The organism is Micromonospora qiuiae, assembly GCF_016863555.1.
Taxonomy (GTDB): domain Bacteria; phylum Actinomycetota; class Actinomycetes; order Mycobacteriales; family Micromonosporaceae; genus Micromonospora; species Micromonospora qiuiae.
The window spans coordinates 92,391-114,851 of the sequence record NZ_BOPC01000011.1; the positions used below are offsets into that span (position 1 = coordinate 92,391).

General features: G+C 70.3%; 23 protein-coding genes. 7 read left to right on the forward strand and 16 right to left on the reverse strand.

The features are described 5' to 3' along the window. Positions 1-467: 467 nt before the first annotated feature. From Vqi01_RS04010 to Vqi01_RS04060, 11 genes are all read right to left on the reverse strand, one after another. Positions 468-1,643, reverse strand: a complete 1,176-nt coding sequence (locus Vqi01_RS04010; RefSeq protein ID WP_372444301.1) for a Gfo/Idh/MocA family protein — start codon at positions 1,641-1,643, stop codon at positions 468-470. A 54-nt stretch (positions 1,644-1,697) separates the two neighbouring features. Further along, positions 1,698-2,753, reverse strand: coding sequence for a substrate-binding domain-containing protein (locus tag Vqi01_RS04015; RefSeq protein ID WP_204033069.1), 1,056 nt, complete (start codon positions 2,751-2,753; stop codon positions 1,698-1,700). Positions 2,754-2,845: 92 nt separating this feature from the next. Further along, positions 2,846-3,961 carry an ABC transporter permease gene (locus tag Vqi01_RS04020; protein WP_204033071.1) on the reverse strand — a complete coding sequence of 372 codons (1,116 nt, stop codon included), beginning with the start codon at positions 3,959-3,961 and terminating at the stop codon, positions 2,846-2,848. Next, positions 3,958-5,526: a sugar ABC transporter ATP-binding protein gene (locus Vqi01_RS04025; RefSeq protein WP_204033073.1), complete on the reverse strand. Its 1,569-nt coding sequence runs from the start codon at positions 5,524-5,526 to the stop codon at positions 3,958-3,960. Before Vqi01_RS04025 ends, Vqi01_RS04020 begins: the two co-directional genes overlap by 4 nt. 40 nt (positions 5,527-5,566) lie before the next feature. After that, complete coding sequence (locus tag Vqi01_RS04030; protein ID WP_204033075.1) at positions 5,567-6,745, reverse strand: ROK family protein; 1,179 nt, start codon at positions 6,743-6,745, stop codon at positions 5,567-5,569. Positions 6,746-6,998: 253 nt separating this feature from the next. Beyond that, a complete protein-coding gene (locus Vqi01_RS04035) occupies positions 6,999-7,274 on the reverse strand; it encodes a hypothetical protein (protein ID WP_204033077.1) in 276 nt (91 codons plus the stop codon). Positions 7,275-7,286: 12 nt separating this feature from the next. Next, complete coding sequence (locus Vqi01_RS04040) at positions 7,287-7,772, reverse strand: hypothetical protein (protein ID WP_204033079.1); 486 nt, start codon at positions 7,770-7,772, stop codon at positions 7,287-7,289. Further along, on the reverse strand, positions 7,685-8,263 hold the full coding sequence (locus Vqi01_RS04045) for a hypothetical protein (RefSeq protein WP_204033080.1): 579 nt from the start codon (positions 8,261-8,263) through the stop codon (positions 7,685-7,687). The genes Vqi01_RS04040 and Vqi01_RS04045 overlap by 88 nt, the downstream gene beginning before the upstream one ends. Before the next feature lie 72 nt (positions 8,264-8,335). After that, positions 8,336-8,659, reverse strand: coding sequence for a hypothetical protein (locus Vqi01_RS04050; protein WP_204033082.1), 324 nt, complete (start codon positions 8,657-8,659; stop codon positions 8,336-8,338). Next, positions 8,656-9,204: a hypothetical protein gene (locus Vqi01_RS04055; protein ID WP_204033084.1), complete on the reverse strand. Its 549-nt coding sequence runs from the start codon at positions 9,202-9,204 to the stop codon at positions 8,656-8,658. The genes Vqi01_RS04050 and Vqi01_RS04055 overlap by 4 nt, the downstream gene beginning before the upstream one ends. After that, the gene (locus Vqi01_RS04060; protein ID WP_372444302.1) at positions 9,201-9,725 is read right to left on the reverse strand and encodes a MauE/DoxX family redox-associated membrane protein; all 525 of its coding nucleotides are present in this window, start codon (positions 9,723-9,725) and stop codon (positions 9,201-9,203) included. Before Vqi01_RS04060 ends, Vqi01_RS04055 begins: the two co-directional genes overlap by 4 nt. Before the next feature lie 331 nt (positions 9,726-10,056). Here Vqi01_RS04060 and Vqi01_RS04065 point away from each other — a divergent pair, with 331 nt between their 5' ends. The 6 genes from Vqi01_RS04065 (at position 10,057) to Vqi01_RS04090 (ending at position 18,623) form a co-directional block, all read left to right on the forward strand. Further along, positions 10,057-10,665 (forward strand): AfsR/SARP family transcriptional regulator, encoded by a 609-nt coding sequence (locus Vqi01_RS04065; protein ID WP_204033087.1) that lies wholly within the window; start codon positions 10,057-10,059, stop codon positions 10,663-10,665. Positions 10,666-11,649: 984 nt separating this feature from the next. Then, positions 11,650-13,731: a TRAP transporter permease gene (locus Vqi01_RS04070; protein WP_239098167.1), complete on the forward strand. Its 2,082-nt coding sequence runs from the start codon at positions 11,650-11,652 to the stop codon at positions 13,729-13,731. Next, positions 13,728-14,747 carry a TAXI family TRAP transporter solute-binding subunit gene (locus Vqi01_RS04075; protein ID WP_204033088.1) on the forward strand — a complete coding sequence of 340 codons (1,020 nt, stop codon included), beginning with the start codon at positions 13,728-13,730 and terminating at the stop codon, positions 14,745-14,747. The genes Vqi01_RS04070 and Vqi01_RS04075 overlap by 4 nt, the downstream gene beginning before the upstream one ends. Before the next feature lie 62 nt (positions 14,748-14,809). Continuing rightward, positions 14,810-17,272 carry a sensor histidine kinase gene (locus tag Vqi01_RS04080; RefSeq protein ID WP_204033090.1) on the forward strand — a complete coding sequence of 821 codons (2,463 nt, stop codon included), beginning with the start codon at positions 14,810-14,812 and terminating at the stop codon, positions 17,270-17,272. Beyond that, positions 17,269-17,658, forward strand: a complete 390-nt coding sequence (locus Vqi01_RS04085) for a roadblock/LC7 domain-containing protein (protein ID WP_204033091.1) — start codon at positions 17,269-17,271, stop codon at positions 17,656-17,658. The genes Vqi01_RS04080 and Vqi01_RS04085 overlap by 4 nt, the downstream gene beginning before the upstream one ends. Further along, positions 17,655-18,623, forward strand: coding sequence for a TAXI family TRAP transporter solute-binding subunit (locus tag Vqi01_RS04090; protein ID WP_204033092.1), 969 nt, complete (start codon positions 17,655-17,657; stop codon positions 18,621-18,623). Before Vqi01_RS04085 ends, Vqi01_RS04090 begins: the two co-directional genes overlap by 4 nt. Before the next feature lie 69 nt (positions 18,624-18,692). On the opposite strand, the gene Vqi01_RS04095 is transcribed toward Vqi01_RS04090, so the two are convergent. The 4 genes from Vqi01_RS04095 to Vqi01_RS04110 form a co-directional block, all read right to left on the reverse strand. Beyond that, a complete protein-coding gene (locus Vqi01_RS04095; protein WP_204033093.1) occupies positions 18,693-19,502 on the reverse strand; it encodes an ABC transporter permease in 810 nt (269 codons plus the stop codon). Positions 19,503-19,512: 10 nt separating this feature from the next. Next, entirely contained in the window at positions 19,513-20,313 is an 801-nt protein-coding gene (locus Vqi01_RS04100; RefSeq protein ID WP_204033095.1) for an ABC transporter permease, read from the reverse strand. Positions 20,314-20,925: 612 nt separating this feature from the next. Further along, positions 20,926-21,117, reverse strand: coding sequence for a DUF397 domain-containing protein (locus Vqi01_RS04105; RefSeq protein ID WP_204033096.1), 192 nt, complete (start codon positions 21,115-21,117; stop codon positions 20,926-20,928). Then, positions 21,108-21,674 carry a DUF5753 domain-containing protein gene (locus Vqi01_RS04110; protein ID WP_204033097.1) on the reverse strand — a complete coding sequence of 189 codons (567 nt, stop codon included), beginning with the start codon at positions 21,672-21,674 and terminating at the stop codon, positions 21,108-21,110. Before Vqi01_RS04110 ends, Vqi01_RS04105 begins: the two co-directional genes overlap by 10 nt. A gap of 28 nt (positions 21,675-21,702) precedes the next feature. Between Vqi01_RS04110 and Vqi01_RS04115 the strand changes: the two genes are divergently transcribed. Next, complete coding sequence (locus Vqi01_RS04115; protein ID WP_204033098.1) at positions 21,703-21,891, forward strand: hypothetical protein; 189 nt, start codon at positions 21,703-21,705, stop codon at positions 21,889-21,891. 73 nt (positions 21,892-21,964) lie between these two features. Here the strand turns inward: Vqi01_RS04115 and Vqi01_RS04120 are convergent, their stop codons facing one another. Continuing rightward, a complete protein-coding gene (locus Vqi01_RS04120) occupies positions 21,965-22,372 on the reverse strand; it encodes a carboxymuconolactone decarboxylase family protein (RefSeq protein WP_239098163.1) in 408 nt (135 codons plus the stop codon). Between the last annotated feature and the right edge of the window lie 89 nt (positions 22,373-22,461).

Below are 22,461 nucleotides of genomic sequence, written 5' to 3' on the forward strand. Positions count from 1 at the left end.
TCGGGGAATCCGGCCATCGAGTTACATGAATATAACAGATATAGCTATGAAAGATACCCTTTGTGCGGATGCGCCCCGTCCGCCGGCCGCCCAGGGCTTGCGACTCACCGGCCGGCGGCGAGGTCGGCGGCGACGCCGCCGCACCGGTGACCCGGGGCGGGTCCGGTCGGACGGGGCTGGCAGGCAGGGGCAGTCGGCGTCTCGCCCCTGCCTGCTCCGCATCCGGCCGATCGCGACCTGCGCGCCGGACCGGACGACTCGTCGGAAGTGGACCGCCGTGAAGGCGGCTGACTCTGTGCGGCCCGAGGGCCGCCGGGTGGCGGTCCTCCGGTGCGGCCGGGGAATCCCGGTCCGGCCACACCGGAGGAACCGCTCGTGCCACCGGTGGCACGACCTCCGGCCCCGACCCGTATCCGGCCGCGGGGCGCAACCGCGGCCGGCCCTCGCCGGCCGGCGCCGGAGGTGGCTCAGGCGGAGACCGTCGCCAGTGTCGGCTCCACCTCGGTCCAGGATGACCCCAGTTCGGCCGACCGGACCACCGCGTCCAGCACCAGCTGCACCTGCAACGCCTCGGCGAAGGACGGCGACGGGTCGGCCCCGGTCGCCACCGCCTCGATGAAGTCGCGCATCTGGTGGGTGAAGGAGTGCTCGTACCCGATGATGTGGCCCGGCGGCCACCAGGCCGACAGGTACGGGTGCTCGCTCTCGGTCACCAGGATCCGGCTGAAGCCCTGCTCGGCGGCGGGTCGCGTCGCGTCGTAGAACTCCAGCTCGTTGAGCCGCTCCAGGTCGAAGGCGACGCTGCCCAGCGACCCGTTGATCTCTACCCGGAGAGCGTTCTTACGCCCGGTGGCGAACCGGGTCGCCTCGTAGGTGGCCAGTGACCCGCCCTCCAGCCGGGCTACGAAGATCGCCGCGTCGTCGACGGTGACCGGACCGGTGGCGGCGCTGCCCCCGTCGGCCTGCGCCGCCAGTCCGCTCGACTCGCTCGGCAACGGCCGCTCCTTGACGAACGTCTCGGTCACCGCGCTGACGCCGGTGATCCGCTGGCCGGTGACGTACTGGGTGAGATCGATGATGTGCGCACCGATGTCACCCAGCGCGCCGGAGCCGGACACCTCCTTACGGAGCCGCCAGACCAGGGGGAACTGCGGGTCCACGATCCAGTCCTGCAGGTAGCTGGCCCGGACGTGCCGGATCTCGCCGAGCCGACCGTCGGCGACCAGCTGGCGCATCAGCGCCACCGCGGGCACCCGCCGATAGTTGAAGCCGCACATGGACCGCGCCCCGCTGGCGCGGGCGGTGGCCGCCGCAGCAGCCATCTCCCGGGCCTCGGCGACTGTGTTGGCCAGCGGCTTTTCGCACAGTACGTGCTTGCCGGCGGCCAACGCGGCCAGGGCGATCTCGGCGTGGCTGTCACCCGGTGTGCAGATGTCGACCACGTCGATGTCCGGCCGGGTCACCAGTTCCCGCCAGTCCGTGGTGTGCTCCTCCCAGCCGAGCCGGTCGGCGGCCTCGGCCACCTTCTCCGGATCCCGGCCGCAGATGAGCGCCATCCGGGCCCGCGCCGGCAGGTCGTACACCCGGTTCACGGTGCGCCACGCCTGCGAGTGCGCGGCGCCCATGAACGCGTAGCCGACCATGCCGACCCGCAGTTGGTTGTCGTTCGTGGACAAGTGGGTCTCCCCCCGGTTGTGTCAGAACCCGAGCTTGAGGTAGTCGCTCGCGTTCTCCTTGGTGATCGTTTCGGAGGCCAGGATGATCTCCTTGGGCACCTGGAGTTCCACCAGGTCGGACATGCCCCGCCCCTGACCGATCAGGCGGGCCAGGGAGATGGCCGAGGAGGCCATCGACGGGCTGTAGGTGACTGTGGCCTTGAGCACCGTGTTGTCGGCCTTGATGTCCTCCATCGCCTTCTTCGAGCCGGCGCCGCCGACCATGAAGAACTCGTTGCGGTTGGCCTGGTTGATCGCCGCCAGCACGCCGATGCCCTGGTCGTCGTCGTGGTTCCAGATCGCATCGATCTTCGGCAGGGCCTGCAGCAACTGGCTGGTCTCCTGCTGCCCGGAGTCGATGGTGAACCGGGCCGCCCGGCGGTTGGCCACCTTCAGACCATTCTGGGCCAGAGTGTCGTTGAAGCCCTGCGTCCGTTCCTGAGTCAGCTCCAGCTCGTCCATGCCGGCGATCTCGGCGATCACCGGGTTGCTGACGTTCTTGGCCTTGAGCTGCTCGACGATGAAGGTGGCCGCGGCGACGCCCATGCCGTAGTTGTCGCCCTTGATCTGCAACCGGTACGCCTTGGCGTCCGGAAAGGCCCGGTCCAGGTTGACCACCGGAATGCCGGCCTTCATCGCCTCCAGGCCGAACGAGTTGAGCTCCTTGCCGTCGAACGGCAGCAGCACGATCACGTCCGGTCGCTCGGCGATCAGGGTGGACAGCGCCGCGCGCTGGGCCGCCGCGTCCGCGCCCGCCTCGACCGACTTGAGCTGCACATCGGAGTACGCCGCAGCCTGCGCCTTGGCGTTGTTGGTGATCGCCGCGATCCAGCCGTGGCTCTCGGCCGGTGCGGAGAAACCGATCGTCACCTGCTTGCCGGGCTCGGCGTTGCCACCGCCGTCGGCCGCCTTGGTCTGCGCCTCGGTCGGCGTCTGCTTCTCGTTGCTGGTGCAGCCGGCGAGCAGTACGCCGGCGCCGACGGCCGCCCCGCCGAAGAGCAACCTGCGCCGCGACATGTCGCGACTGTGCTGGGTCATGACGACCTCCTGGTTATCGGTGGTGGAGAGGAAATTTGGGTGTGCGAGGCCCGGCCACCGTCGGTTGCTCGGTGGCCCGGTGGTATCGGTGTTCAGCCGGTGGTCAGCCGATTGCGGCGGAAGAACTGGGAGAGAGTGCCGAACTGGACCTGCTGGATCAGGACGGCGGCGACGATGATGCCGCCCTTGACCATGTTCTGGGCCTCGACGGAGAGACCATTGATGGCGAAAAGGTTGGTGATGGTGGCGAAGATGATCACACCGAGCAGGGAGCCGATGATGGTGCCCCGCCCGCCGCTGAGCAGCGTGCCGCCGATGATCACTGCGGCGATGGCGTCCAGTTCGTAGAGGTTCGCCATCCCCGCCTGGGCCGAGGTGGCCTGGGCGGTGAGCATGATGGCGGCGATGCCGCAGCACAGTCCGGAGAGGCCGTAGAGCATCAAGGTGTGCCGCTTGACGTCGATGCCGGCCAGCCGGGCCGCCTCCGGGTTGCCGCCGACGGCGACCGTACGCCGGCCGAAGGTGGTGCGGTTGAGCAGCACCCACCCGGCGGCGACGACCGCGGCGAGAATGTAGACCAACAGCGGGATGCCGAGCAGATTGGTGCTGGCGATGCCGTTGATGGTGGTGTTCTGCGAGATCTGGGTCTGCTTGTCGGAGATCTCGGCGGCCAGTCCTCGGGCGGCCACCAGCATGGCCAGCGTGGCGATGAACGGCACCAGCCGCCCGTACGCGATGAGCGTCCCGTTGACCAGGCCGACCGCCAACCCGACCACGATCGCAGTGAAGATCATCCCGCCGGCGCCGAAGCTCTGGGTGGCGACCGTGGTGGACCAGACCCCGGCCAACGCGACGATCGCGCCGACCGAGAGGTCGATGCCGCCACCGATGATCACGAAGGTCATCCCGACGGTGACCACGCCGGCCACCGAGGCGAGCTTGAGGATGATGAGCATGTTCGCCCAGACCCAGTCCGGGTTGGAGTAGAGATCCGAGCGGGTGGCCGCCCCGATCACGAAGAGCACGACCAGCACCCCGATCAGGGCGAGGTTGCGGCGCGCGCCCTCGCCGCCGTCCCCGTGCCACCAGGAGAGCCGGCCGGCGCTGCCCGGGGTGGCGGCCCGCCCCCCGGCCGCCTCGGTCGCGGCCGGATCCACCGGCGCCGACTGCGCCGGCAACTGGGTCGTGGTCGAAGGGCCATCACTCATGCCGTCACCTCCAGGGACCCCGCCATGACGAGGTCGAGCACGGTGTCTTCGTCAAGTTCGGCGGCCGGGGCAGTGCGGACGACCCGCCCCTCCCGCATCACCAGCACCCGATCGGCCAGGCCGAGCACCTCGGGCACCTCACTGGAGACCAGCAGCACCCCGACGCCCTCGGCGGCCAGCTGCCGGATCACCTGGTAGAGCTCGGCCCGGGCGCCGACATCCACGCCCCGGGTGGGCTCGTCGAGCAACAGCAGCTTCGTGCCGCCGAGCAGCCAGCGCCCGACCACCACCTTCTGCTGATTGCCACCGGAGAGGGTGCGTACCGCCCGGCGGACGTCGCGCGGTCGCATCTCCAGGCTCTCGGCGACCCGGTCCGCCTCGGCCTGCTCCCGGGTGGCGTCGGTGAACCCGAATCGGGCGTAGCGGCCGAAGGTGGCCAGCGTGACGTTGCGATAGATCGGCTCGCCGAGCAGCAGCGCCTGGCTCTTGCGCTCCTCGGGCGCCATGCCCAGGCCGGCCTTCACCGCCGCGCCGACGCTGCCCGGCCGCAGCGCCCTGCCGGACATCCGCACGGTGCCGGACTCGGCCCGACGCGCACCGTAGATGGTCTCCAGCAGCTCGGAGCGGCCGGAACCGACCAACCCGGCGATGCCGACGATCTCCCCGGCCCGGACGGTGAGCGAGACGTCGGCGAACTCACCGGCCCGGGTCAACCCCTCGACCTGGAGCAGTTCCGCGCCGACCTCGCTGTCGTCGGGACGGTCCGGGAAGACGTACTCGATGCTCCGGCCGGTCATCCGGGAGACCAGATCCCGGGTCGGGGTGTCGCGGGCCGACAGGTTCGCCGCGGTGGTCCGGCCGTCCTTGAGTACGGTCACCCGGTCGCCGATCTCGCGGATCTCCTCCAGCCGATGGGAGATGTAAATAACGGCGATGCCCTGTGCGGTCAGCTCTCGGATGATCCGGAAGAGGTTCCCCACCTCGTCGTGCGCGAGCACCGCGCTCGGCTCGTCCATGATGATCAGCCGGGCCTCGTGGGAGAGCGCGCGGGCCATGCTGACCACCTGCTTGCCGGCTGCGGGCAGTGCCCGGACCATCCGGTTGGGCGGGATCTCGGCATGGCCGAGCCGGCCGAGGATCTGCCGGGTGCGCCGGGCCATCTGGCCCCGACGGATGAAACCGAAGCCACGCGGCTCGTGGCCGAGAAAGGCGTTCTCCGCGACCGAGAGGTCCTCGACCAGGTCGAGTTCCTGGTAGATGGTGGCGATCCCGGCACGCATGGCGGCCTGCGGGTTGGCGAAGGCGACGGGCTCACCGCGCCACTGCACCAGCCCCGAGTCGGGCCGGTGCACCCCGGCGAGCACCTTGATCAGCGTGGACTTGCCGGCACCGTTCTGCCCGAGCAGGCAGTGCACCTCGCCGGCGCGTACCTCCAGCTGCACGCCGTCGAGGGCGCGTACGCCGGGAAAGGTCTTCACCACGTCGGTCAGACGCAGGACCACCTCGCCCTTGACGGTGTCGGCGGGTGCCTCGACCAGTGGAGCACTCTCGGGCTGCTCGCTCATCACGCTCCTCCACTTTGGTGACTCACTCGCGCAGGCTCGTTCATGCCGCCTCGCCGAAGGCCAGGTCACTGGCGAGCACGGCGGCGCCGGCCACACCGGCACGCGACCCGAGCTCGGAGAGCACGACCGGGAGGTTGCCGGTGGCCAGCGGCAGCGAGCGGCGGTAGACGACGCTGCGGATCTCCGCGAGCAGGATGTGCCCGAGTTGGGCGAGCCCGCCACCGATGACGATCATTGACGGGTTGGTGAAACTGACCAGCCCGGCCAGGACGCTGCCGACCCGGCGCCCGCCCTCGCGGATGAGCTGGATGCAGGTCACGTCTCCTTCACCGGCGCCGGCGGCCACGTCGAGGGCGGTGACCGTGCCCTGTGCAGCCAGCCGTTCGGCCAGCGCCGGCGAGGTGCCGGAGCGCGCCGCGGCCATGGCCTCCTTGGCCAGCGCCGCGCCGCTGAACAGCGCCTCGAGGCAGCCGGCGTTGCCGCACGAGCAGATCGGCCCGTGCGGGTCGACCTGGATGTGGCCGATGTCCCCGGCGCAACCGTCGGTGCCCCGGTAGACCTCGCCGCTGAGGTATATGCCGCACCCGATGCCGGTGCCGATCTTGACGAACAGGAAGTCGTTGACCGAGTGCGCCACCCCGCCGTGCCGCTCGCCGATGGCCATGATGTTCACGTCGTTGTCGACCACCGCCGGGCAGCTGTGCTCCCGGGTGATCAGCTCACGGACGGGAAAGCGATCCCAGCCGGGCATGATCGGCGGGGAGACCGGCACCCCGTCACGGAAGCTGACCGGGCCGGGAACTCCTATGCCGACCGCGTCGAGCCGGTCGTAGACCCCGTCGGTCCGGGCCTTGTACAGCAACTCGTTGACCCGTTGCAGGATGGCCTTGGGGCCGGACCTGATGTCGGCCGCCTCCGCGTACGCGGCGACCGGCTCCAGCCGCCCGTTGACCACCTCGACGTCGATGGAGCTGGCACCCAGGTCGACGGCGGCGAAGCGCAGTTGCGGGCGCAGTTCGACCAGAGTGGAGCGTCGCCCGCCCCGGGATGCCGCCTTGCCCGCCTCGGCCACGTAGCCGAGCGCGACCAGCCGCTCCAGCTCGGCGAGCAACCGGGGGCGGGGCATTTCCAGCCGGTCGGCGAGCTCGGCCCGGGACAACGAACCCTCGTCGCGCAGCAGCCGCAGCAGCCGGACGTGCAGCGGGTCGGCGGTTTGCACGGCTCACCTCTCCACCGGGCTCGTTCACATCGACGAGGTGCCGATGCGTGGTGTCCGACACAGTAGGCGTCTTCCGCGCTGCCTGTCCAGAGCTTCGGCCGCTATCCCGCCAACTTTTGTCCCTGTCGACGAAAGATGTAGTGGATCATGAAAAGCGTCAGCCCAGCGGGACGAACGGCAGCGGGCGGCGGGCCGACAAAGACTGGACCCGACCGCCGAGAACGGCGATCGGGTCCTGGTGGGGGTGGAGCTACTAACTCGCCCGGAGATCCTCGTACGCCTCGACCTTGCGGATCTCCACGAGGCCGTCCGGGCTGAAGTTGACCTCCACGACGTCGACGCTGTGCTTACCGACCCGACCGTCGGCGAACTGCACCCGACGGTCCACCCGGACGGCGCGCGGTCCGACGTTGCGAACCCACACGTTCTGCACCTCGTTACCGGTCAGGCTGGTGCCGACCATGACGGTCTGCTCGCCCGAGGTGTCCTCCGTCAGGATCACATGGCCACGAACTGTTCGTATTGGCATGCCAACCTCTCCTTACTTCCCGTTACGTTTCAGGGGCGACAGGGGTGAGCGCGGTGGGACCGGCGACCCGAACAGCACGCGCCGCGAATCACCGGTGAACGAGAAGACCCCGCTGCTCGTCGCGACACCGAGCCGGATCGGCAACCGGGTGGCGAAGGTGTGCCGCTGCGCCGAGCCGATGCCGTAGACGCTGTCCAGGTCACGCCACACCGAGATGCTGAGCAGGGTACGTTCCCGCCACAGCACCGCGCCGTGACTGGTGACGAGGCCGGGCGCGAGCCGCCGTACGTCCCGCCCGATGTGCGTGTGCAGCGCCACCAGGAACAGCAGCACCGCCAGGTTCGGGCACTCGAACCGGGTGATGACGACCTGACCCTCCGCCGGGTCGGGGGCAGGGATCTCGTCGGCCCTCAGATCATCACGAATCCGCCGACCACCGCCGTGCCGATCAGCACGATCCCTGACGAGCGCCGGAGGATCTTCACCAGATCCTGCCATGTCAATCCCTCCTCTCCGATGGAGTTCAGCGTCGGGCTACGCGCCGCGAGGAAGGCCATCGCCAGTACCGCCGCCGTCCAGGCGGCCGGCAGGACGACCGGCGCCGCCTGCGGCGCGACGAGCACCAGACCGGCCAGCGTCACCCAGAGCAGCGACGTGGTCTTCTGCGTGGTGAACAACAACGCCAGATCGAGCCCCCAGACCACCCCGAGCCTGCCCGGCTTCAGCATCCGCACGAGCGACTGCGGCACCTGACGATGCAGGAACGGGGTCCGCTGGGTCAGGTCGGCGATGCCGAATCCGAACAGCATCACGCCGAAGATGAGCCAGCGTGCCTCGTCGGCGACCAGTGACACGACCAACGTGCCCAGCAGGAGGACGGGGACCGCGAGGAGCATCGATCCGACCAACCCGCCGAACAGGAGCCCCACCAGGAACCGGACACCGCCTGCCCGGTCGTACCGCAACATCGGGCCGGAGACCCCGGCCATCGACGTGCCTCAAGGGCTCTGCATCTGAAGGATCGCGCCGAGCAGCGCGAACCCGATGATCACCGACATCGATCAGCCACAGTTCGAGATGCAGGTGTACTTCGTGGCGGAGCCGACGTAAGCCGTCTTGGCGGCGTTGTACTTCTCGCAGCAGTTGTAGCGGTACACCGGCCCGACTGTGCCGAAGGTGCACTGCCACACCCAGTGCGGACTGCCGGTGCAGTTCGCGTAGGTGATGTTCGGTGGTACGAAGGAGAGAGTGCAACACGCCCAGTTCGCCGCATGTGCCGGAGTGCTTCGCCCGAACACCGCGGTCGCCATGGCGAGGCCGCTCGCCCCGGCACCGGCCAGCAACCTCCGTCGGTTGCTGCGTAGCTTGGTCAACTGCTTTTTCACGCTACCTCCTCCTTGTCGGGGACACTCATCGCGCCTACCGCCGCCAGGACGGCAGGCAAATCCCAGAACAGCAATGCCGACTGCAGTCGGCCGTCCCGAATCAGCAGCGCCGCGGGGCTGGTGTCGATACCGAACTCGCCGGTGCTCCAGGCACCCTCCACGTCGATGTAGACCACCCCCCGGTCAATGCCGTGGGTACGGGCGAACTGCTCGCCTCGGCTGCGGTCGCCACACGCGACGACCACGGCGACGTTCGCCGGCCCCCGGTCGAGCAGGCGCGACACCTGCCCGGCAATCTGCTCGCAGCTCGAACAGCTTGAGCTGAGCACGAGCACCAGGGCGTACTCCTGCTCGGCGACGTGCGCCAACTCGGCCGGCCAGTAATCCGGCCGCCGTCCGGTCCGTGCCGTCTCGATCGCCTCCAGGCGGCGGCGCGCGTCCTCGTCCGCGGCGGGAACCCGGGACGACAGCTCGCCGAGCATCGCGAAAAGGACGACCACGGCACCGGTGAGGATGAGGACGACGAGACTCAGGAACAAGATCACAGTGACGGTCCCCTATCTAGACGAATCAACGGCCAGACCCAGGAGCGGTTGACGGCCAGGCAGAGCAGCAGTAGGGCAAGCGAGGCGCTGAGCAGCGCGGCCGGGTCGGCCGGTGCCGGCAGGGCCGCGTTCGCCGCAGCGGCGGAGATCAACCCCGCACCGATCGCCACGTTAGGCAGCCCGAGTGGTCTTCCGGCCGGGTTGCCGAAGCATCCGCACGGCTCGGCGCTACCGCGTACCAGGCCGAGCACTCCGAGACCGGCGATCCCCAGGCCGGTCGACGCGACGAGGACGACACCGGCGGGGCGAGTCACCGCGAACAGCAACGCGACACCGGCGAGACACTCGGCGACCGCGTATCCACGGATGACGCTGTCGGTGGTGGCTACCTGCGGCACGCCGACCTCGGTCAACGCCTCACGCAGCTGACCGGGTGACACGGCCTTGCTGAGTCCGGCTTGAATGAGCGTCGCCGCCACCAGGCTGTTGACCATGACCAGCACGAGTTCGTATGGCGACATCACCTTAAGCACTCCCCGTTCCGCCACGACACGAGCCCAGACTAGGAAAACCGATCATCGTGATGTCACTGCGGTGTCATCGTCTCAGCACCTTGACTGATACAGAGGTATCGATCAGAATCGGTGTTCTTTACCGACCACGGGGTCCACCGGCACGGTTCAAAAGCCGTGACCCGGGGGAGGGACAAGCATGAAGTTCTCAATCCTCGGTCCGCTTGAGGTAACAGTTGGCGGCCATCGCATCACCCTTCCGGAAGCCCGACAGCGGAAAGTCCTGGCCGCTCTCCTACTGTCGCCCGAATGTCGCACATCCATTCACCGAATAGGGGAAATGGTGTGGGAGGGACAGCAACCGACCACCGCCCGCAAACAGGTCCAGAACTGCATCGCCGCACTGCGCCGACGGCTCGTGCTTGCCGGCGCGCCACAGTCGCTGATCGAGACCAGGCCGGAGGGCTACCAGCTCAACATCGAGCCACGCACCCTGGACGCCACCGTCTTCGTCGAACGCGTCGCGACCGCCCGCCGGCTGGCGACCACCGGGCAGATCGAGGAGACAACCGCGCACTACCGCTCCGCGATGCAGATGTGGCGCGGTCCTGTCCTCGATGACCTGGACAGTCTCGTCTTCACCACCCGAGCCGCCTGGCTCACCGAACTCCGGCTCGCCGCGTCCGAGGAGTGCTTCGAGCTGACCCTCCGGCACGGTGGGCACGGCCGGATCGTGAGTGAGCTGATCCAGCTGTGCGCGGAGTATCCCACCCGCGAGCGACTCCACGGTCAGCTCATGCTCGCGCTCGACCGCGACGGCAGGAACCGGGACGCGTTGGACGTCTACCGCAGACTGCGCCGGCGCCTGACCCGTGAGATGGATGTCGGCCCGAGCCCTGAAATCGCAGGTATCTACCGCCGGCTCAGCGCGCACGCCTCGGTCGCCTGAACCGTTCCGCGCCAGCCTCCGCAGCCCGCCTTCCGCCATTTCCAGACCGGCCGGAAATCGCCGCCGCACCACCACGAAATCCGGCGATGGAACATGCGACGCACCTCCCGGGCCACTCGGTGTTCCCGTAACTCCAGTCGCCGAAATACGCACACCCGAGCACGGGATAAAACTGCCACCCGGAACAGCAGAAAGGTCAGCACCCCTCCCCGACAACTCGGGCAATATTGAAATCTGAAACCCGGCGCCGAGGTCAGAACCGGTGTCACCCGTCCTCCGTGCGCAGTTTACGGTCGTCGCGCAGCTCGACGTACGGCTCCTGGTCGGCCGGGCGCAGCCGCCCGCGATCGGCCGTGCGGCGCAGCGTCGCCACCCACGCTCCGCCGAACAGGTGAGCCGGCCGCTCCGGAGTGCCCCGGTCGGCTTCCGGCCGGTCGCTCTCGACATCGCCCCCGGCCCGACCCGTTGATCAAGCAGTTTGCGTCATGATTGGCGCTCGTCCTGACCAAAACTTCTTGATCAACCGGGCGGGTCGTCGTGGCCAGCGGTCTCGTTCGGTGCGGTTTGGTTACTGAGAGCTACGATGAGAACAACTCATTGCGGCGCTGATCTTCCATCGAATAAGCCCGCCAACGCGGTCATAACGGACACCAGGTGGGCAATCGTCTCAGCCGTTGAGCAGGCTGAATCGGCACGTCCGCCGCGGTCCGCGAAATAGATTCTGAAAAATCCCCTCGCTGAGCGACTAAGACAAAATGAAAGTCACTCAGCGAAGTGATGATCGACAATGTTCCCAACCCGGAGTCAATTCGCGTATCGTCCCCCTTCGTGTCGGCTATCCGATTCACCGAAGATTCCGGACCCGAGCCGAACCGCCCCCGCACCGGTGTGGCGGAGATCGACCGGGACACCGCGACGACGCCCCCGCGCCGTGACCGTCCGGCGGCACCGGACACCGGCGCCGAGCGGTCACCGGTACCGGTCGTGGATCCCCGCGAACTGACCGCCCGGTTCGAGGAGGAGAAGCCCGGCCGGAGGCTCTCCGGCCCGGTCGCTGTCGTCCTGACCGCCGCGACGCTGGCGATCGCCCTGCTGGCGCTCTGGCAGGTGTTCCGGCCACTCGCCCAGGGCAGCAAGTACTACCTGATCTACTTCCTGGCCGGCGTACTCCCGCTGGTCTTCCTCGCCTATCCGGCCGACCTGCGGCTCCCCCGCCGCCTGCGCCGGCCCCGCACCGACGGCGCCGGGTCGGACGGTCCGATCGCCCCGGACCCGTCCGGGCCGAGCCGCCTCGACTGGGCCCTGGCCGCCGCAGCGCTGGTCGGCTGCCTCTACCCGGTGCTGCCGGTCACCCTCTTCGGCGGTGGCGGCGGCTACGACGCCTTCCTCGACCGGCAGGGCCTGCTCGTCGGCATGGACGTGGCGATGGGCACCGTCCTGCTGTTCCTGCTGTTGGAGGCCTGCCGCCGCACCACCGGCTGGATTCTGCCCGCGGTCTGCCTGCTCTTCCTCGGGTACGGCTACTACGGTGGCCTGCTGCCGCAGAACTGGGCGGTGGCCCACGCCGGGCTGGACTTCGGGCAGCTCGTGGACGCCTTCTACAACTCCGACAGCGGGTTCTACGGCACCCCGCTGGACGTGGCGGCCACGTACATCGTGCTGTTCACCATCTACGGGGCGGTGCTCGACCTCTCGGGCGCGGGTCGCTTCTTCGTGGACCTGTCCGCCGCGGCGTTCCGGCGTTCCCGCACCGCCGCCGGCCGCACAGCGGTGGCCTCCGGCTTCCTGCTCGGCACCGTCTCCGGCTCGGGGGCGGCGACGACGGTCAGCATCGGCGCGGTCACCTGGCCGATCCTGCGCCGCGCCGGCTACCCGGCGGAACGCGCCGGTGGGATGCTCGCCGCGGCCGGCGTGGGCGCGATCCTCTCCCCGCCGACGCTCGGTGCGGCGGCCTTCATCATCGCCGAGTACCTCGGCGTGTCCTACCTGCGGGTGCTCGGCTGGGCGATGGTGCCGACCGTGCTCTACTACCTCGGCATCGTGCTCTCGGTGGAGATCGACGCGCGGCGCTCCGGCGTACGGCCGGCGGCCCTGCAGGCCGGCTCCGCCTGGCGGCTGCTGGCCCGCTCCGGGTACCACTTCGCCTCGCTGTTCGCCATCGTCGGGCTCCTCGTCGTCGGCGTGTCGGCCACCCGCGCCGTGGTGCTGGCCACCCTGCTCGCGATCGTCCTGTCCATCCTGGACCGGCAGCACCGGCTCACCCCGGCCCGACTGGTCGCCGCGCTCTCCGGCGGCGTACGCGGCGTACTCGCGGTCACCGTGGTCTGCGCGGCGGCGGGCATCATCACCGCCACCACCACGAAGACCGGCCTCGGCCCGCAGACCGCGGCGCTGCTGGTCAACGCCGCCGGCGCGGTCAGTTCCGAGCCGGCTGTGGTGCTCGCGCTCACCGCCCTGCTCGCCGCCGTCGCACTCAGCCTGCTCGGCCTGGCCGTACCGGTCACCGCGTCCTTCGTGATCGGTTGGGTGATCATCGGGCCGGCCCTGCTCGGCCTCGGCGTCACTGCCCCGGCCGCGGCGATGTTCGTCTTCTACTTCGCGGTCCTGTCCGAGGTGTCGCCGCCGACCGCGCTGGCCGCGGTCGCCGCCGCCGCGGTGACCGGCGGCCGGGTCGTGCCGACGATGTGGCACACCCTGCGGTACGCGCTGCCGGCGTACCTCATCCCGCTCGCCTTCGTGATCACACCGACCGGACTCGGCCTGCTCGGCATCGGCAGCCCGCAGCGGATCGTCGTCGCCACCATGATCACCGCGCTCGGCGTGGCGGTGCTGGCCGTCGCCGCCGGCGGCTGGCTGCCCGGCGTCGGCCCGGCCGGGGTGCCGGAACGCCTGCTCGGGGCCGTCGCCGGGCTGACCCTGCTCTGGCTGCAACCCGTGCCCGTCGCCATCGGCACCGTGCTGGCCGGCGTCATGGCGGTGGGTGTGCTCGTACGACGCGGATCCGCCGGGCCCACCGGCGGGACGCGAGCCGGATCACCGGCACCACTCAGGAAGGAGCAAGTGTGAGACGGATCAACGTGCGGTTCGCGGCAGGGCTGGGCGCACTGGCCCTCGTCGCGACCGGAGCCGCTGGCTGTGGGGGTCGTCAGGGCGCCGCGGCCACGGACGACACCGCGAGCGCCGTCACCTGCGAGGTGGCCGAGAACACCCGGGTGGGCATCGCCACCGGCAACGCCACCGGCGTCTACTACGTGGTCGGCAACGCCCTGGCCGGCCAGCTCGCCGACAGCACCGGCGGCCGGCTGACCGGCACCGCGGCCGAGACCGGTGCCTCGGTCCAGAACATCGAACAGCTCGTCGGCGGCCAGTACGACGTGGCGTTCTCCCTGTTCGACACCGCGGTCAACGCGGTGCAGGGCAAGGGCAGTTTCAGCGCACCGCAACCGGTCGAGGCCCTGGCCCGGATCTACGACAACTACACCCAGGTGGTCGTCCGGGCCGACTCGGGCATCAACTCGGTCGCCGACATGAAGGGCAAAAAGATCTCCACCGGCTCCCCGAAGTCCGGCACCGAGGTCATCGCCCACCGCCTGCTGGAGGCCGCCGGCCTCGACCCGGCCGCCGACGTCCAAGCCCAGCGGCTCGACCTGACCAAGACCGTCGAGGGCATCAAGGAGGGCACCCTGGACGGCTTCTTCTGGTCCGGCGGCCTGCCCACCGGCGGGGTCACCGACCTGTTCACCACCGCCAGGGACAAGGTCAAGTTCATCGACATCACGCCGCTGCTGCCCAAGATGAGCGAGCTGAACCCGGCGTACCAGGCCGGCACGATCGGCAAGGACGTCTACGCCACCACGGCGGACACCCCGACCATCGTGGTCCCGAACGTGTTGCTCGTCCGCAAGGACCTCGACGCCAACGTGGCCTGCGCCATCACCCGGACCGTGTTCCAACGCAAGGACGCGCTGGCCCAGGCAAACCCCGCTGCCAACGGCATCGCCCTGGACAGCGCCCGCAAGACCGACCCGGTCGGCCTGCACCGGGGCGCGGTCAAGGCATTGCAGGACCTCGGCGCGAGCTGACCAAAGGTGGCCGGGCCGGGTGGTGACGTTCGGTCCGGTCGCCCCGACCTCGGGAGAACCCCGTGCCGCTGTCCACCCTGGCCCGCGTACGCCGGCACAACCGCCCGTCCGGGCACACCGACCGGCTGTGGTCTGTGCGTACCCAACTACTCGCCCCGATCCTGGTCGCCACCGCCGGTCTGGTCGTGCTGGGCGCGATTCAGACCGGCAACGCGCTCGCCGCCTCCGCCGACGCGCAGCGTGCCCGGACCCTGGCCGGCACCGCCACCGCCACCGTGTCCCTGGTCCACGAACTGGAGCGGGAACTCGGCGAGACCGCCGCCCTGCGGCTACGCGGCGGGACGTCCGGCCGGCCGTTGGTCGACGCCCAGCGGCAGCGGGTGGACCAGGCCGCCGAACGCTACCGCGCCGCCAGCTCCGACGCCCGCCGCGCGGCGCCCGACCTGGATCGCCCCCTGAACGGCGTGACCGAACACCTCGACCAGCTCGACGAGGCACGGGGCACCGCGCTGCGCACCGACACCGCCGACGGCGTCTTCGTGGCCCTGGCGGAGTCGCTGCTGGTCGTCGCCGACGCGCTACCCGCCCAGCTGCGCGATCCCGAGCTGGCCAACCGGGCCCGTGAGGTGGCCGCGGTCGCCGCCCAGGAGCATCTGGCCTCGCTGGAACGCGACCTGCTCCGTACCGTCTTCGGTCGGGGTAGCCTGGCCGAGGGCGAACTCGCCCAGCTCGGCAGGCTGCGCGGCGCGCAGGAACAGCGGCAGGCCGAGTTCTCCCGGATCGCCGGGGAGGACGCGGCAGCCGCCTTCACCCGCCTGGACGCCGGCACCGACGTCTCCACCGCCCGCCGCATGCGGGAAGGCGCGTTGAACGCCGAGGCCGAGCCCGCCGCGCTCGCCACCGACGCCGACGCCTGGTACGTGGCCCAGAGCGGGACCATTCGCCGGCTCAACCTGCTGGGCCGGGAACTTTCCGAGGAACTCGACCGCCGCGCCGTCGCGTTGGCCGCCGACGCCCGCCAGCGGGCACTGGTCACCGGCGGGTCCACCGGCACGCTGGCGCTTGCCTCGCTGGCCGCCGCCGCCCTGCTGGCGGTGCGCACCAGCCGCCGACTGCGCCGGCTGCGGGTGGCCGCGCTCACCATGGCACACCGGGAACTACCCGAGCGGATCACCGCGATCTCGGCCGGCGACGCCAACCGGGCGGAGGGACCGGCGTCGCAGCTCGCCGCGGGAATCAGTCGCGGACGGGACGAGATCGCCCAGGTGGCCGAGGCGTTCGACACCGTCAACCGGGCCGCGCTGCGGCTCGCCGGTGAGCAGGCCGAGCTGCGGATGGACGTGACCCGGATGGTGGAGGCGCTGGCCCGCCGGATCCGTACGCTGATCACCCGGCAGCTGCGGCTGCTCGACGAGTTCGAGCGGGAGGAGACCGATCCGGACGCGCTGGCCCGGCTCTTCGCGCTCGACCACCTCGCCGCCCGGATGCGGCGTAACGGGGAAAACCTGCTCGTCCTCGCCGGTGGTGAACTCGGCCGTTCACACGAGGGACCGCACCTGCTGGCCGACGTCGTACGCGGCGCCGCCTCCGAGATCGAGGAGTACGCCCGGGTCGAGATCGACGTGCCCGTCGTGGCAGTGCACGGGTCGGCGGTGGGCAACCTGGTGCACCTGCTCGCCGAGTTGCTGGAGAACGCGACCGCGTACTCCCCTCCACAGGCGCCGGTGCACGTGGACGGACGGCGTACGGTCGACGGGCTCACCCTGCGCGTGCACGATCAGGGCATCGGCGTACGCGATCGCCGGCTCGCCGAAATCAACGAACGGCTGCGAGCGCCCGCCATGCTCTCCAGCGCGGCGGCCGGCAGCATGGGTCTGCACGTGGTGGCGCACCTGGCCGCCCGGCACGATATCCAGGTACGGCTGCACAGCACCGGCGCGGGCATGGTGGCCCAGGTGGACGTGCCGGAGGTGCTGCTCACCCGGGCCGAGGAGGTCAACGGTAGGCCCACGATCGGTCCCCGCTCCGCTCCGGCGACCGCCGGTGCCTGGTTCCGGCCGCGAGCCGCCGAGTCGGTTGAGGCGCCGCCCAGGTTGGACCTGGTGGCCACGCCGCCGAAACGGTTCAACGTCCACCAGGCGCCAACGATGACCCTCCCGATGGTGCGCAACGGCACCCCCGCAACGGCCACCTGGTCCGGGCCGAGTCCGGACCAGACGGGCGCGACCTGGACGGCGAACAGCACGGCGGCGGGTGGACCAGCGACGAGCGGGCCGGGGACCGGTGGTCAGCCGGGCTGGACGCCCGGCGGTCGACAGCACGGCACGACCACCACCGGCGGCCTGCCCCGGCGGATCCGCGGCGGCGGGTTACAGGCCGAACTGCACGACCTGCCGACCCAGCAGGCCCCCGCCGACCTGCTCGACCCCGAGGTGGTCCGGGCCCGGTTGTCCGCCCTCTCCGCCGGGGTCGCCTCCGCGATGCGAAGTAACCAGACGAAACCCACCGGAGGACCCGAAAAATGACCAACGTCAGCCACGGCCTCGACTGGCTCCTGGCGAACTTCGCCGAGCAGGTCCCCGACGTGTCGCACGCCCTCGCCGTCTCCGGAGACGGCCTGCGGCTGGCGGCCTCGCCCCGTCTCTCCACCGACCAGGCGGACCAGCTCGCCGCGGTGATCAGCGGCCTGGCCAGCCTGACCGTAGGCGCCGCACGCCTGATGTCCGCCGGCCGGGTCCGGCAGCAGATCGTCGACATGGACGGCGGCGTACTGCTGGTGATGGCGGTCGGCGACCGGGCCCTGCTCGGGGTGCTGGCCGCCTCCGGCTGCGACCTCGGCCAGATCGGCTACGAGACGGCCACGCTGGTCCAGCGGGTCGCCGAAGCCCTTGAACCGGCGGTGCGCGCATGAGCAAGCGATTTGGATTGGTGGCGATGCTGCTGGCGGTCGTACTGGTCGCCGCTTGCGGCACTGAGCAGACCCCGCAAGCCCGGCCGTGGCACGACGGGCGGATCTTCCTGGCCACCGGCAACACCACCGGGGTCTACTACCAGCTCGGTGGCGGGTACGCCGACATCATCAGCCGCCATCTGTCCGGCTACGAGGCCCGCGCCGAACCGACCGGCGCCTCGGGAGAGAACATCACCCGGCTGGTCGAGGGCGACATGGAGATCGCCTTCAGCCTGGCCGACACGGCGGCGGACGCCACCGCCGGACGCGGTGCCTTCTCCGGCCGGCCTCAGCCGGTGCGGGCCCTGGCCCGGGTCTACAGCAACTACACGCACGTGGTCGTCCGGGTGGACGCCCAGATCACCGGCCTGGCGATGCTGCGCGGCAAGCGGGTCTCCACCGGTTCACCGAAGTCCGGTACCGACGTCATCGCCGGCCGGTTGCTCACCGCCGCCGGGCTCGATCCGGACCGGGACGTACGCCGGGCGCGGTTGTCGCTGCCGGAGACGGTGGCCCGGATGCGGGCCGGCACGTTGGACGCGATGTTCTTCTCCGGCGGACTGCCCACCCCGGGCATCGCCGACCTGCTCAACGGCGCACGGGACCAGTTCGCCCTGCTGCCGGTCGCCGATCTGATCGAACCGCTCAGCGCCACGCACGGATCGGTCTACACCACCGCCGAGCTGCCCCGCAAGACGTACGACACGCCTGCGGGCACCCCGACCGTGACGGTGGCCAACGTGATCCTGGTCAGCGCGGACATGCCCGACCAGTTGGCGTACGACCTGACCCGGCTGCTCTTCACGTACCAGGCCGACCTGGCCGCCGCCCACCCCGAGGCCCGCAACTTCGACCGCCAGAGTGCCGCCACCACCGACCCCATCCCCCTGCACCCCGGCGCCGCCCGCTATTACCAGGGCGGCTGACCTGTTCGTGTTGATCCCCGCCCGGCCCCCTGACGTGCCTGGACCCGCCCGCCCTATTGCCGGTCTCGCTCATCGGTAGAGCAGGCGGGCCATTCGGCGCGACGCGATCAGCAGGCCGGCGGCCAGCGCCACGATCAGGTAGAGCACGTCGAGCAGCCAGTCCCAGCCCGCTGTGCCGACGGTCACGCCGCGGATCAGGTGCACCGCCCGGTAGAGCGGGCTCAACTCGACCAGCCAGCGCAGCACCACCGGGTACGCCTCGGCGGGCACGAAGGTGCCGGAGAACAGGAACAGGACGAACTGCGCCGAGCCCATCAGGTCGAAGTCCTGCCAGCTGCGCATGAACGTGGAGATCGCCATGCCCAGCGCCCCGAACGCGAAGCCGACCAGCACCGCCGCCGGGAACGCGGCGAGAGCGCGGGCGGGGACGGTCAGGTCCATCACCACCATCACCACCAGGAACGCGCCCGAGTACGCACTGCCCCGCAGCATCGCCCAGGCCAACTCCCCGAGGGCGATCTCGAACGGCTGCACCGGGGTGGCGATCACCCCGTCGTACAGCTTCATGTACTTCATCTTGCCGAAGAAGTTGAAGGTGGTCTCCGCGAGCGCGCCGGTCATCGCCGACGAGGCGAGCATGGCCGGGGCGACGAAGGCCGCGTACGTGACGACCTCGCCGCCGGGCAGCGTCAGGTCGCCGATCAGCGCACCCACCCCGACGCCGATCGACAGCAGGTACAGCAGTGGCTCGACGAAGCCGGAGACGAGCAGCAACCAGTACACCGACTTCAACGCCGCGATGTTGCGTTCGGTGACCGACGCCGACCGCCGCGACGCGGCGGAGATGTCGACCAGCCGGGGCAGCACCAGACTGACCACGACACTCCTCCTAGACGACGAGCCTGCGCGTGAAGGCGCGGTGAGCGAGCCACCAGCCCACAGCCGCCCAGGCGGCGAGGTAGCCCAGATGACCGGCGACCGACCACTGCGGCGCGACCCCGAGCACCGCGGCCCGGCACAGGTCGACGGCGTGCCAGAGTGGCGTTGCGTACGCGAGCCAGCGCAGCACCAGCGGCAGCGACTCGACCGGGAAGAACACCCCGGCGAACAGGGTCATCGGGATCACGGCGAACCGGGAGAGCATCGCGAGCCAACTGTCCGTGTCCACCACCGCCGCGTAGGCGAAGCTGGGGGCCGCCACGGCCAGGGCGAGCAGCGCCGCCACCGGCAGCACCAACACCGCCCACGGCGACCGCAGTGCCCCCAGCACGCCGGTCACCAGGAGGAACGCCGCGATCGCGGTCAGCACCCGGAACAGCACGAACGCCAGGTGGCCGGCGACGATGTCGGTCACCCGCAACGGCGCCGAACGCTGCGCGAAGTAGATTTTCGTCCACTGGTGGCTGCCGAACACCGGCCAAGTCGACTCGCCGATCGCCACCTGCAGTGCCGTCGACGCGAGCAGCCCCCCGACGATCCACTCCAGGTAGGAGACGCCACCGACCCCCCGATCGATGTACGCCCCGACGCCCAACCCGAAACCGAGCACGGTCAGCGTCGGCAGCAGGAAGGACGAGAAGGCCCCGGCCCGCCAGGTGCGCCGATAGCCCACCAGGTGGTAGTCGAACACCGCCAGCGCCGGCACTCGCGGTAGGGCCGGCCGAGCCTGCTCCCGCGTCAGTTGTGTCACGCCACTCCCCCGTCCACCCGGCCTTCCTACCGCACCGGTACGACAGCCCCGGTCACCCTACGGCGCATGCGAAGGAAGGGCCCCTTATTAACGCCTGCGGTAGAGAAAGGGCCCCCTATTAACACCTGACCACTGGTTCTGCCGCTAACAGGAGACCATCGGCCGGTCGAGGAGGGCGTCGGCCCACGGCGCTGACGAAGGGAACGGGTCAGCGCCGCCCTTACCCCCTCCACTGCCTCCTGACCCGTAGTAGTGAGTTTGTGGGCCGCACCATCGCGTAGGGCGCCGCAACTTCCTGCGCACCGGACCCCCACTCGCGGCCCTGTCCACAGGATTCCGCAACTCGCGGTCTCAACCGGCCCGGACACCCCAACATGCCGCAACCCGCGCCACTCAGGAGGCCGGACACCCCGACACCCCGCAACCCGCGCCCGCCCAAGCACCCCAGCACCCCGACCGCCGCAACCCGCGCCGCCCATAACCTCAGGCACCACGCCTGGAGAAGCAGCGCCCACCTCGTTGCCACCACCTATTGCCGACCTCCCCTACAAAGCCCAGGGCAGCCCGTTGCGCTGCAGCGCGGCATGGTGGCGGTGATGCGATAGGCGTCGGCTACCGCCGCTCGGGGGCATCCGCGACGAACGCACGCCAGGCCGCCGGCCCGAAGGCCAGCACCGGCCCGGCCGGGTCCTTCGAGTCGCGTACGGCCACCAGGCCGGAGAGGTTGTCGGCGACCTCCACGCAGGCGCCGCCGCTGCCGTTGCTGCGGGTGCTCTTGCGCCACCGGGCTCCGGTCAGGTCCATGTCTCCGCCACTTCCGCCATCAGGTCGAGGGACTGCTGTTGCGATAGTGCCTCACCCCGGATCGACTCCCAAACCTCGACCATCTGCCGCACGTAGTCGCCGCGATCGATCACCTGCCCGTGCCGCTGCCCGTCCAAGTAGACGACGTCCTCACCAGATGGTGAAGTGGCGATCACGAAGGGACCGTCGAGCCCGGCGTAGGCCCCGGCGGAGAGCGGCACCACCTGGATCCGGACCCGGGGCAGGGTCGAGCCCAGCTTCACCAGGTGCTGCGCCTGCTCGCGCATCACCTCCGCGCCGCCGATGCGGCGGCGCAGCGCGTGCTCGTCGATGACCGCGCTCAGCAGCGGCGGCCGGTCACGGGTGAGCACGCCCTGCTGGTCGATCCGGGCGGCCACCTGCTGCTCGATCTCGTCCGCCCCGAACAGCCCGGCACCGGTCAGGATCGCGCGGGCGTACCCCTCGGTCTGGAGCAGGCCCGGCATGTAGACCGGCTCGAACCAGCGCAGGGCCGTCGCCTCCTGCTCGATGCGGGCCCAGTCGCGGAACCACGGCACCACCGTTTCCCGGCTGGTCCGCCGCTGGATGCGTTCGAACCGTCCGCCGGCCCCGAACACCGCGTCGCATCGGCGCGCGAAGTCGAGGCTCGGCCGGCGCTCGAGGTGCCTCGGCGCGCTGCTGGTCGAGGCGAGTGCCGACCTGGCCGACCTGAACGGCACGGCAATGCCGGCGAACCTGCACGACCGTTTCCTGATCTGGGCCCGCGGCCGGTGAGCGGTCCGTCGGCCACCGGCACCCGCCGCCGGCCCGTACGCCTCAGTCGACCATGGTCCCGACCGGCGCGCGGTCAGCTCGCGGCGGTGGTGCGGACGGGAAGCATGTTGCGCTCGGCGAAGACCTTCTTGGCGACGAGGGTGGCGTTGACCGCCCGCGGCACGCCGCAGTAGACCACCGACTGCAGCAGTGCTTCGACAATTTCGCCGGGGGTCAGGCCGGCATTGAGCGCGCCGTTGACGTGTACCTCCAGCTGGGCATCGGCGCCACCGAGGCCGGTGAGTATGCCCAGAGTCAGCAGTTCCCGGTCGCGGCGCGCAAGTTGGGGCCGGACGTAGAGGTCACCGTACGACCAGGCAATCGACCGGTAGCTCAGCTCGGGTGAGACGTCGGCAAGGGCGTCGAGAAGTCGCTGCCCGGCCCCGCCGGCGGCCCGCCGGAGCGCTTCCAGGCCACGCTCGTACTGTTCGTCACTGTTCATGGTCATGGTCGTGCCCTGCCTGTGAGCGGTCGTCCTGTTGGCCCTGGGGCAGCGGCGCATACCCGCGGTTGTGCCGGACAAACGACTCA

Coding starts and splice junctions, on each gene's coding strand:
- Vqi01_RS04010 (WP_372444301.1), bottom strand. CDS start 1,643: ATGGTCGGCTACGCGTTCATGGGCGCCGCGCACTCGCAGGCGTGGCGC.
- Vqi01_RS04015 (WP_204033069.1), bottom strand. CDS start 2,753: ATGACCCAGCACAGTCGCGACATGTCGCGGCGCAGGTTGCTCTTCGGC.
- Vqi01_RS04020 (WP_204033071.1), bottom strand. CDS start 3,961: ATGAGTGATGGCCCTTCGACCACGACCCAGTTGCCGGCGCAGTCGGCG.
- Vqi01_RS04025 (WP_204033073.1), bottom strand. CDS start 5,526: ATGAGCGAGCAGCCCGAGAGTGCTCCACTGGTCGAGGCACCCGCCGAC.
- Vqi01_RS04035 (WP_204033077.1), bottom strand. CDS start 7,274: ATGCCAATACGAACAGTTCGTGGCCATGTGATCCTGACGGAGGACACC.
- Vqi01_RS04040 (WP_204033079.1), bottom strand. CDS start 7,772: ATGGCAGGATCTGGTGAAGATCCTCCGGCGCTCGTCAGGGATCGTGCT.
- Vqi01_RS04045 (WP_204033080.1), bottom strand. CDS start 8,263: ATGGCCGGGGTCTCCGGCCCGATGTTGCGGTACGACCGGGCAGGCGGT.
- Vqi01_RS04060 (WP_372444302.1), bottom strand. CDS start 9,725: ATGTCGCCATACGAACTCGTGCTGGTCATGGTCAACAGCCTGGTGGCG.
- Vqi01_RS04065 (WP_204033087.1), top strand. CDS start 10,057: ATGGTGTGGGAGGGACAGCAACCGACCACCGCCCGCAAACAGGTCCAG.
- Vqi01_RS04085 (WP_204033091.1), top strand. CDS start 17,269: ATGACCAACGTCAGCCACGGCCTCGACTGGCTCCTGGCGAACTTCGCC.
- Vqi01_RS04090 (WP_204033092.1), top strand. CDS start 17,655: ATGAGCAAGCGATTTGGATTGGTGGCGATGCTGCTGGCGGTCGTACTG.
- Vqi01_RS04105 (WP_204033096.1), bottom strand. CDS start 21,117: ATGGACCTGACCGGAGCCCGGTGGCGCAAGAGCACCCGCAGCAACGGC.
- Vqi01_RS04115 (WP_204033098.1), top strand. CDS start 21,703: ATGCGTTCGAACCGTCCGCCGGCCCCGAACACCGCGTCGCATCGGCGC.
- Vqi01_RS04120 (WP_239098163.1), bottom strand. CDS start 22,372: ATGAACAGTGACGAACAGTACGAGCGTGGCCTGGAAGCGCTCCGGCGG.